This is a genomic window from Bradyrhizobium sp., assembly GCF_049798375.1.
In the GTDB taxonomy this organism is placed as follows: Bacteria; Pseudomonadota; Alphaproteobacteria; order Rhizobiales; family Xanthobacteraceae; genus Bradyrhizobium.
This window is the reverse complement of the sequence record NZ_JBARGP010000426.1, coordinates 1-9,631: the sequence shown is the minus strand read 5'-3', so window position 1 is coordinate 9,631 and position 9,631 is coordinate 1. Positions and strand designations below refer to the sequence as shown.

Below are 9,631 nucleotides of genomic sequence, written 5' to 3'. Positions count from 1 at the left end.
GTGCGGTGTTGGGCAGCGTGGCGCTGGCCGAGCGCGGCCTGATCAATCCCCGCATCGGGCTGGTCGCGGTATGCGGCTTCGTTCTCGCGGCCGCCCTGTTCGCTGGCGACCTCCTGATGCGACATGTCACCGGCGCGCGGCTGTTTCCGTTCGCCGCCCCACTCGGCGGCACGCTCCTGATCGCGAGCTGGCTGGTGCTGACGCTCTCAGCGCTCTGGCCGCGGCAACGATAGGGCTCGCCTGCTTCCTTCTCCCCTTGTGGGAGAAGGTGGCGCGAAGCGCCGGATGAGGGGTCTGCATCTGCGGAGACAGACCCCCACCCGCCGCGCATCTGACGATGCACGCCACCCTCCCCCGCAAGGGGAGAGGGTCGGCAGAGTGCTCGGAGCAAGAGCGCGCTTTCCGGCTCCGTCGCAATCGGCTAGAACCCCGCGCGATTGTCCCAGCCGAGATCCGTAATCCATGACCGACGCGACCGAGATCAGCCCGCTCGATCAGGCCCGAATCCTGTCCGAAGCGCTGCCGCACATGCAGGAATATGATGACGAAACCATCGTCATCAAATATGGCGGCCATGCCATGGGCGCCGAGGACACCGCAAAAGCCTTCGCCCGCGACATCGTGCTCTTGGAGCAGACCGCGATCAATCCGGTGGTCGTGCACGGCGGCGGGCCGCAGATCGCGACCATGCTCAAGCGCCTCGGCATCGTCTCGGAATTCGCCGCCGGCCTGCGCATCACCGACGCCGCCACCATCGAGATCGTCGAGATGGTGCTGGCCGGCTCGGTCAACAAGCAGATCGTCGGCTACATCAACGCGGCCGGCGGCAAAGCCGTGGGGCTCTCCGGCAAAGACGGCAACATGGTGAAGGCGTCCAAGACGACGCGCACCATGATCGATCCCGATTCCAACATCGAGAAGGCGATCGATCTCGGCTTCGTCGGCGATCCCGACAAGGTCGACCTCACGCTGCTCAACCAATTGATCGGCTATGAGCTGATTCCGGTGCTGGCGCCGCTTGCCACATCGCATGACGGCCAGACGCTGAACGTCAACGCCGATACCTTCGCGGGCGCTGTCGCCGGCGCACTGAAGGCCAAGCGGCTCTTGCTGCTGACCGACGTGCCGGGCGTGCTCGACAAATCGAAGAAGCTGATCCCGCAATTGTCGGTGAAGGACGCGCGCAAGCTGATCGCCGACGGCACCATCTCCGGCGGCATGATCCCGAAGGTCGAGACCTGCATCTATGCGCTCGAACAGGGCGTGCAGGGTGTCGTCATTCTCGACGGCAAGGTGCCGCATGCGGTGCTGCTGGAGCTGTTCACCAACCAGGGCACGGGCACGCTGATCCACAAGTGATGGGCATGACGCGGCACACGGGACATGTCAGGGTCGGACTCGTTCCGGCCGTCGCCGTCATGGCCGCGCTCATCGCATTGCTGGCCTCCGCCGCGCCGGCCGTGGCCGACCTGAAAATCTGCAACCGCATGAGCTATGTCGTCGAGGCCGCGATCGGCGTCGACGACAAGGCGACCACCGCGACGCGCGGCTGGTTCAAGATCGATCCCGCCGCCTGCCGCGTGGTGCTGCAGGGGCAATTGACCGCCGATCGCATTCTGCTGCACGCCCGCGCGCTCAGTCTCTACGGCGCCTCGCCGATCGCGCAGAACGGCAACGACGCGCTCTGCGTCGCGGCATCGGATAATTTCGTCATTGCGGCAGCGCGCGAGTGCCGCGCAGGACAGACTGCGGTGCCATTCACGCAGGTGACGCCCACCAAGACCGATGACGGCAATCTCATCGCCTATCTCGCCGAGGGCGCCGAATATGACGACGAGCAGGCGCGGCTCGCCGGCATTCAGCGGCTGCTCGGCATCGCGGGCTATGACATCTCGCCGATCGACGGCGTCGACGGGCCGAAGACGCAAGGCGCGCTGGCGGCGTTCCTGAAAAGCCGCGGCTTGTCGGCCGACATCGTCTCGCAACCGAATTTCTTCACGACGATGATCGACGCGGTGCAGGCGCCCTCGCCGACCGGGCTGACCTGGTGCAACGACACGACCTACAAGGTGATGGCCGCGATCGCGACCGACGACGGCAAGAGCGTGACGAGCCGCGGCTGGTACCACATCGATCCCGGCAAGTGCCTGCATCCGGACATCACGGGACAGCCGAAGCGGGTCTACAGCTTCGCGGAAGCGGTCGATGCCGACAACCGCACCATCAAGCTCAAGGACAAGCCGCTGAACTGGGGCGGCCTGAAGCAGCTCTGCACCCGCGACAGCAAGTTCGAGACCACGGATCAAGGCGATTGCGGCAGCCGCGGCTTCGTTGTGTCCGGCTTCACCACCGTCGACATCGCCGGCAGCGGCAAGACGCTGCGGTTTGGGTTGCCGTGAGCTGGCAGGATGGTGCTCCATACGAGACTGTCGTCCCGGCGAACGCCGGGATCCAAAGCCACCGGCCTGCGTTTTCGAAACGCGGTGCCAACTCTAAAAGAAGGCAACGCCTATCGCGTGCACTCATAGCGGCCGCGGCGTATGGGTCCCGGCGTTCGCCGGGACGACGGCGGAAAATGAAGATGCGGCGTGCGCCGAACTAAGAAATCGAGAGAACGATGACAGCAACGCGCACCTTCGACCACGTCGACACCTGGGTGTTCGATCTCGACAACACGCTGTATCCGCATCACGTCAATCTGTGGCAGCAGGTTGATCAACGGATCGGCGAGTTCGTCGCCAACTGGCTGAAGGTGTCTCCGGACGAAGCGCGCAAGATCCAGAAGGATTATTACCGCCGCTACGGCACCACCATGCGCGGCATGATGACCGAGCACGGCGTGCGCGCCGACGATTTCCTGGCCTACGTGCACAAGATCGATCATTCGCCGCTGGAGCCGAATCCGGCGATGGGCGCCGCAATCGCGCGCCTACCCGGGCGCAAGCTGATCCTGACCAATGGCTCGGTCGACCATGTCGACGCGGTGCTGGCGCGGCTCGGCATTGCCGGCCATTTCCACGGCGTGTTCGACATCATCGCCGCCGAGCTGACGCCGAAACCGGCTCCGGAGACCTACCAAAAGTTTCTCGCGCTGCATGCGGTCGATCCGATGCGCGCGGCGATGTTCGAGGATCTCGCCCGCAATCTCGTGGTGCCGCATGAGCTCGGCATGACCACCGTGCTGGTGGCGCCCGACGGCACCAAGGAGGTGGTACGCGAGGATTGGGAGCTCGAGGGCCGCGGCGAGCCCCATGTCGATCACGTCACGGACGACCTGACGAGATTTTTGCAGCGCCTGGTGAAGTCGTAAGTGCTGATGAGACGATAGGAGCCAACCACCACCACCGTCGTCCCCCGCCCATGCGGGGGACCCAGTACGACGCGGCTTCTCGACCGATCACTGCTCTCTCGGAATACTGGATCGCCGCTTGCGCGGGCGATGACATTGCTGTTAGCAACCAGCGGATTGCTGCGCGGAAGCAACCACCCTCACTTCGTCAGCGGGCAGCCGCTTTCCTTGGCGGTGAAGAAGGCCTTGTCGCCGGGGACGGTTGCGAGCAGCTTGTAGTAGTCCCACGGCTTCTTCGACTCGGCTGGCGACTTGACCTCGAACAGATACATGTCGTGGACCATGCGGCCATTCTCCAGCACCTTACCTTTCGCGAACGCGTCGTCGACCGGCAGCTCCTTGAGCTTCTTCGCCACGGCGTCCGAATCCTTGGTGCCGGCGGCCTTCACCGCCTTCAGATAGGACAGCGTCGCCGAATAGGTGCCGGCATGGATCATGCTCGGCATCCGGCCGGTCCGCTTGAAGAAACGCTCGGAGAAGGCGCGCGCCTTGTCATCGTGATCCCAGTAGAAGCCCTCGGTGAGGACCAGCCCTTGCGCCGCCTCTAGGCCAAGGCCATTGACCTCGGCGAGCGTCATCAAGAGACCGGCGAGCTTCTGGCCGCCCTTGACGATGCCGAATTCGGCCGCCTGCTTGATCGAATTTGTGGTGTCGAGGCCGGCATTGGCGAGGCCGATGATCTTAGCTTTCGAGCTCTGCGCCTGCAGCAGGAATGACGAGAAGTCCGACGAGTTCAGTGGAATCCGCACCGAGCCGACCACCTTGCCGCCATTGGCGGTGACGATGTCGCTGGTATCCTTTTCCAGCGAATAGCCGAAGGCGTAATCGGCGGTCAGGAAGAACCAGCTGTCGCCGCCCGCCTTGACCAGCGCGCCGCCAGTGCCGACCGCGAGCGCATGGGTGTCGAACGCCCAGTGGAAGCCGTAGGGCGTGCAGGCATCGCCGGTAATGCGCGAGCTCGCAGCGCCGACCACGATGTCGATCTTCTTCTTTTCGGCCGACAGCTGCTGCACGGCGAGCGCGACCGAGGACGTCGTCAGCTCGGTGATCATGTCGACGTTTTCAGTGTCATACCAGCGCCGCGCGATCGAGACCGCAAGGTCGGGCTTGTTCTGGTGGTCGGCCGTGACCAGCTCGACCTTCTGGCCCAGCGCTTCGCCGCCGAAATCCTCGATCGCCATCTTGGCGGCCTCGACCGAATATTTGCCGCCGTAATCGGCGTAGACGCCGGATTGATCGTTGAGAATGCCGATCTTGACCTGAGCCGACGCTGGCGCGGCCATCACAAGCGCCCCGACCGCGACAACAGCCAACAAGCCCGATTTCATATGCCTCTCCCAGCCTTTTTGTTTCTGACGAGCTTTACGCCATAAATCAGTTTCGCTCATCTGGCCGCTTTCGACAATGCTGGCAGGAGCCGAGTGCCAACCTGCAGGCGAACAGCAATCCGTGAAACACGAAGCGATCGGTGGCGTCGCGCAGTCGGGCATTTAGTCGCATCCGGTCATGCCGTGCGCTGCAACACCGCATCCACCGCATGGAAAGCCGGGCCGCGCGACTGCCGCGATTGCAGCGCACACAGCCGGCATCATCCCAATTGCCGAGATTTCCCGGTGGCGACCGGGTTGCCTGCGCGCGATGCGCTGGGTATCGTCCTGGCATGCAAGCCGAAGCAATCAGCCATTCAAGGCGAGACGGCTTGAGGGGAGGAAACCATGCGGAACGCACGCGCGTTCGCCGCTGCCGTCCTGTCGCTGCTCGTGATCGCGGCGGTCGCACGCGCGGATGAACCGAAGCAAGAACCCAAGCAAGGCGGCATCTTCCGAATCTATCATCGCGACAGTCCTGCGAATGCCTCGATCCATGAAGGCGCGACCTATTCGGTCAACATCCCGTTCATGCCGGTCTTCAACAACCTCGTGATCTACGACCAGAATATCCCGCAGAACAGCATGAGCGACATCGTCCCGGAGCTCGCGGAGAGCTGGGCCTGGAGCGACGACAAGACCACGCTGACCTTCAAGCTGCGGCAGGGCGTTAAATGGCACGATGGCAAGCCCTTCACCTCGGCCGATGTCAAATGCACCTTCGACATGCTGATGGGCAATTCGCCGCAGAAGTTGCGCCAGAACCCGCGCAAGACCTGGTATGAGCAGGTCAACGAGGTCACGACCAATGGCGACTTCGAGGCCTCCTTCAAGCTAAAGCGGCCGCAGCCGTCGCTGCTGGCGCTGCTCGCCTCCGGTTACACGCCGATCTACCCCTGTCACGTCTCGCCGGCCGAGATGCGCACGCATCCGATCGGTACCGGTCCGTTCAAATTCGTGGAATTCAAGGCCAACGAATCGATCAAGCTGACGCGCAATCCCGACTATTGGAAGAAGGGCCTGCCGCATCTGGACGGCATCGAGTTCACCATCATTCCGAACCGCTCGACCGCCATCCTCGCGTTCGTCGCCGGCAAGTTCGACATGACGTTTCCGACCGAAGTGTCGATCCCGCTGCTGAAGGACGTCAAATCGCAGGCGCCGAACGCGGTCTGCGTGGTCGAGCCGACCAACGTCAACACCAACATCATCGTCAACTCCTCCTCGCCGCCATTCGATAATCTCGACATCCGCCGCGCCATGGCGCTCTCGCTCGACCGCAAGGCGTTCATCTCGATCATGTTCGAGGGACAAGCCGATATCGGCGGCACCATGGAGCCGGCGCCGGCCGGGTTGTGGGCGATGCCGAAGGAGATGCTGGAGCAGATTCCCGGCTACGGGCCTGACGTCAACGCCAACCGCGAGGAGGCGCGCAAGCTGATGCAAAAGGCGGGCTACGGCCCCGACAAGCATCTCGCGGTCAAGGTCTCGACCCGCAATATTCCGGTTTATCGCGATCCCGCCGTGATCCTGATCGACCAGCTCAAGAGCATCTATATCGACGCCGAACTCGAGGTGGTCGAGACCGCCAACTGGTTCGCCAAGATCGCCCGCAAGGATTATGCACTCGGGCTCAATTTGACCGGAAATGCGGTCGATGATCCCGATCAGTCGTTCTACGAGAACTATGCCTGCGGGTCGGAGCGCAATTACACCAACTACTGCAACAAGGACATCGAGAAGCTGTTCGACCAGCAGTCCGCCGAGACCGACACCGAGAAGCGCAAGAAGCTGGTGTGGGAGATCGACAAGAAGCTGCAGGAGGATGTCGCTCGCCCGATCATCTTCCACAGTCGCATGGGGACGTGCTGGCAGCCTTACGTGAAGGGCATCACCATCATGACGAACAGCTCCTACAATGGCTACCGTTACGAGAACGTGTGGCTCGACAAATGAGCAGCAGGCGTTGAGCAGCAGGCGTTGAACTGAAGGAATCGGGAGCAGCCGGTGTTTGCCTATATCGTGCGCCGCCTCGCCCTGATGCTTCTGACCCTGATCGGGATCTCGATCGTCATCTTCGTGTTGCTGCGCGTCGTGCCCGGCAACATCGTCGATATCCTGTTCGACGCCGCCGGCATGGTCGATCCCGCCGATAAGGCCGATCTGCAGCGCCAGCTCGGGCTCGACCAGCCGATAGTAGTGCAATATCTGCATTGGATCGCCGGGCTGCTGCATGGCGACCTCGGCTATTCCTTTGTCTCGGAGAAGCCTGCGCTGCAGGAGATCCTGCCGCGGATTCCGATCACGGCACGGCTCGCCGCCTTCGCGCTGCTGTTCTCCGCGTCGATCGGGATTCCGCTCGGCGTACTGAGCGCCGTCTACCAGGGCACGCGGCTCGACTATGCCTTGCGCGTGATCAGCCTGAGTGGCCTGTCGCTGCCGTCGTTCTGGCTCGGGCTTTTGATCCTCATGGCGTCGGTGGCGATGTTCGACAGCATTCCGATCTTCAATCCGGATCCGAAGACCTTCGGCGAGATGTTTTCGACCTATTGCCTGCCGTCGATGGCGGTCGGCTTTCGCTCTTCGGCGCTGACCATGCGAATCACCCGCTCCTCGATGCTGGAGGTGCTGCGCCAGGACTACATCCGCACCGCGCGCGCCAAGGGGGCCTCCAATGCGTCGGTGAACTTCCATCACGCACTGAAGAACGCGATCCTGCCCGTCATCACCGTGGTCGGCATCGAGGCCGCGTTCCTGATCGGCGGCCTCATCGTCACCGAGACCGTGTTCAACATTCCCGGCATCGCCCGCTTCCTGGTCGAGGCGATCCGCTGGCGCGACTATCCGATCGTGCAAAACCTGGTGATGATCATCGCGGTCGTCGTCGTATCAGCGAATTTCATTGTCGACATGCTCTACGCGGTATTCGACCCGCGTGTCCGCTATTCGGAATGAGGCCCGCATGACCGCCATCAATCTCGATCGCGAGCTGAGACGCGCCGGAGCCGGCGCCCAGGGCTTGCGCTTCCTGTCCTTCATGGCGCGGCGGCATCTGCTCGGCACGATCGGGCTTTGCATCATGCTGGTGTTCGTGCTGTCGGCTGTTTTCGCCAATTTGATCTGCCGCTACGATCCGCTGACTGTGGATTCCGCGCATGCGCTGGCGCGACCCGATTTCAAGCACTGGATGGGCACCGATTCCTTCGGCCGCGACGTCTGGAGCCGGATCATCCATGGCGCGCGCATATCGCTGGCGGTCGGGATCGGCTCGACCACGCTCGGCGGCATCTTCGGCATCATGATCGGCCTGGCTTCGGGCTATCTCTCCGGCTGGGTCGATCTGGTGTTCCAGCGCATCACCGACATCCTGCAGGCGCTGCCGCTGCTGGTTCTGGCGCTGGTGATGACCGCCGCGCTCGGGCCGTCGCTGCCGAACGTGATCATCGCGATCGCAATCCCGCTGGTCCCGGTGGTGTCGCGCGTGGTGCGCGCCAACACGCTGGCGCTGCGCGAGCAGCCCTTCGTCGAGGCCGCGAAATCGATCGGCATGAGCGACACGCGCATCGCGCTGCGCCATGTCCTGCCGAACACGCTGGCGCCGCTGATCGTGCTCGCCACCGCACAGCTTGGCTCGACCATCCTGACCGAAGCTGCGCTGTCCTTCCTCGGCCTCGGCATTCCCGAGCCCTATCCGTCCTGGGGTCGCATGCTCTCCGAATCAGCCGCCGAATACGTCCGCGTTGCGCCGTGGCTGGTGATCTTTCCAGGCGTAGCCATCAGCCTCGCGGTGTTCGGCACCAATCTGTTCGGCGATGCGTTGCGCGACATTCTCGATCCAAGGCAGCGCGGCTGATGCACGGAGCCCGCATCGAGACGCCGGTCCTCGAGGTGAAAGACCTGCAGACGGTCTTCTTCACCAACTCCGGCCTGTTCAAGGCTGTTGACCACGTCTCGTTCAGCCTTCGCCGCGGCGAGACATTGGCGATCGTTGGCGAATCCGGCTGCGGCAAGAGCGTCAGCGCGCTGTCGATCATGCGCCTCATACCCGATCCGCCGGGGCGCATCATCGGCGGCCAGGTGTTGCTCGACGGCACCGATTTGCTCGCGCTCAGCGAAGCGGAGATGCGCGACATCAGGGGCAACCGGATCTCGATGATCTTCCAGGAGCCGATGACCTCGCTCAACCCGGTGATCCGGATCGGCGACCAGATCGCGGAAGCCGTGCGACTGCATCGCAACGTTCAGGCGCGCGAAGCCCGGGATCGCGCGGTCGAGATGCTGAAGCTGGTGCGCATCTCCGAGCCCGCACGGCGCGCGCGGGACTATCCGCATCAGCTCTCCGGCGGCATGCGCCAGCGCGCGATGATCGCGATGGCGCTGGCCTGCCGTCCGGGGCTCCTCGTCGCCGACGAGCCGACCACGGCACTCGACGTCACCATCCAGGCGCAGATCCTCAATCTGATGCTGGAGCTGCAGCAGGAGCTCGGCATGGGGCTGATCCTGATCACGCATGATCTCGGCGTGGTGGCGCAGACCGCGCAGCGCGTCGTGGTGATGTATGCCGGCCGCAAGGTCGAGGAAGCAGACGTGGAAACGCTGTTCGAACAGCCGCTGCATCCCTACACGCGCGGCCTGATGGCCTCGATGCCCAGGCTGCCGCAGGCCGGCGAAACGCAGGCGCGGCTGACCGAGATTTCGGGCACCGTGCCGTCGCTGGTGCGGCTGCCGCCCGGCTGCGCCTTCGCGCCGCGTTGTCCGCTCGCGATCGATCGCTGCCGCAGCGAGAGCCCGCCGCTGCAGAGCTTTGGACATGATCATCAGGCCGCCTGCTGGCGCGCCGGCACGGTTGCGGAGGCCTCGTGAACGACGCGCAGCCCGCCCTGCTGGAGGTCAAGGACCTCGTCAAACATTACCC

At 63.6% G+C, this 9,631-nt stretch carries 8 protein-coding genes and 1 pseudogene; 8 read left to right on the top strand and 1 reads right to left on the bottom strand.

What is annotated here, in order from left to right; all coding sequences use genetic code 11:
* From WA702_RS17995 to WA702_RS17980, 4 genes and pseudogenes are all read left to right on the top strand, one after another.
* Positions 1 to 233 (top strand): annotated as a pseudogene (locus tag WA702_RS17995) (DUF423 domain-containing protein); the annotation flags it as partial.
* A 229-nt stretch (positions 234 to 462) separates the two neighbouring features.
* Positions 463 to 1,359, top strand: coding sequence for an acetylglutamate kinase (gene argB, locus WA702_RS17990; RefSeq protein ID WP_425111886.1), 897 nt, complete (start codon positions 463 to 465; stop codon positions 1,357 to 1,359).
* Between the two features lie 59 nt (positions 1,360 to 1,418).
* Positions 1,419 to 2,399 (top strand): DUF1036 domain-containing protein, encoded by a 981-nt coding sequence (locus WA702_RS17985; RefSeq protein ID WP_425111887.1) that lies wholly within the window; start codon positions 1,419 to 1,421, stop codon positions 2,397 to 2,399.
* A 218-nt stretch (positions 2,400 to 2,617) separates the two neighbouring features.
* Complete coding sequence (locus tag WA702_RS17980) at positions 2,618 to 3,310, top strand: pyrimidine 5'-nucleotidase (protein ID WP_425111885.1); 693 nt, start codon at positions 2,618 to 2,620, stop codon at positions 3,308 to 3,310.
* 179 nt (positions 3,311 to 3,489) lie between these two features.
* Here the strand turns inward: WA702_RS17980 and WA702_RS17975 are convergent, their stop codons facing one another.
* The gene (locus tag WA702_RS17975) at positions 3,490 to 4,677 is read right to left on the bottom strand and encodes an ABC transporter substrate-binding protein (RefSeq protein WP_425111884.1); all 1,188 of its coding nucleotides are present in this window, start codon (positions 4,675 to 4,677) and stop codon (positions 3,490 to 3,492) included.
* Between the two features lie 387 nt (positions 4,678 to 5,064).
* Between WA702_RS17975 and WA702_RS17970 the strand changes: the two genes are divergently transcribed.
* The 4 genes from WA702_RS17970 to WA702_RS17955 are packed head-to-tail and all read left to right on the top strand — an operon-like array spanning position 5,065 to position 9,579.
* On the top strand, positions 5,065 to 6,672 hold the full coding sequence (locus WA702_RS17970; RefSeq protein WP_425111883.1) for an ABC transporter substrate-binding protein: 1,608 nt from the start codon (positions 5,065 to 5,067) through the stop codon (positions 6,670 to 6,672).
* Between the two features lie 51 nt (positions 6,673 to 6,723).
* Entirely contained in the window at positions 6,724 to 7,671 is a 948-nt protein-coding gene (locus WA702_RS17965; RefSeq protein ID WP_425111882.1) for an ABC transporter permease, read from the top strand.
* A 7-nt stretch (positions 7,672 to 7,678) separates the two neighbouring features.
* Positions 7,679 to 8,569: an ABC transporter permease gene (locus tag WA702_RS17960; RefSeq protein WP_425111881.1), complete on the top strand. Its 891-nt coding sequence runs from the start codon at positions 7,679 to 7,681 to the stop codon at positions 8,567 to 8,569.
* Positions 8,569 to 9,579, top strand: coding sequence for an ABC transporter ATP-binding protein (locus WA702_RS17955; protein ID WP_425111880.1), 1,011 nt, complete (start codon positions 8,569 to 8,571; stop codon positions 9,577 to 9,579). The genes WA702_RS17960 and WA702_RS17955 overlap by 1 nt, the downstream gene beginning before the upstream one ends.
* The last annotated feature ends 52 nt before the right edge of the window (positions 9,580 to 9,631 follow it).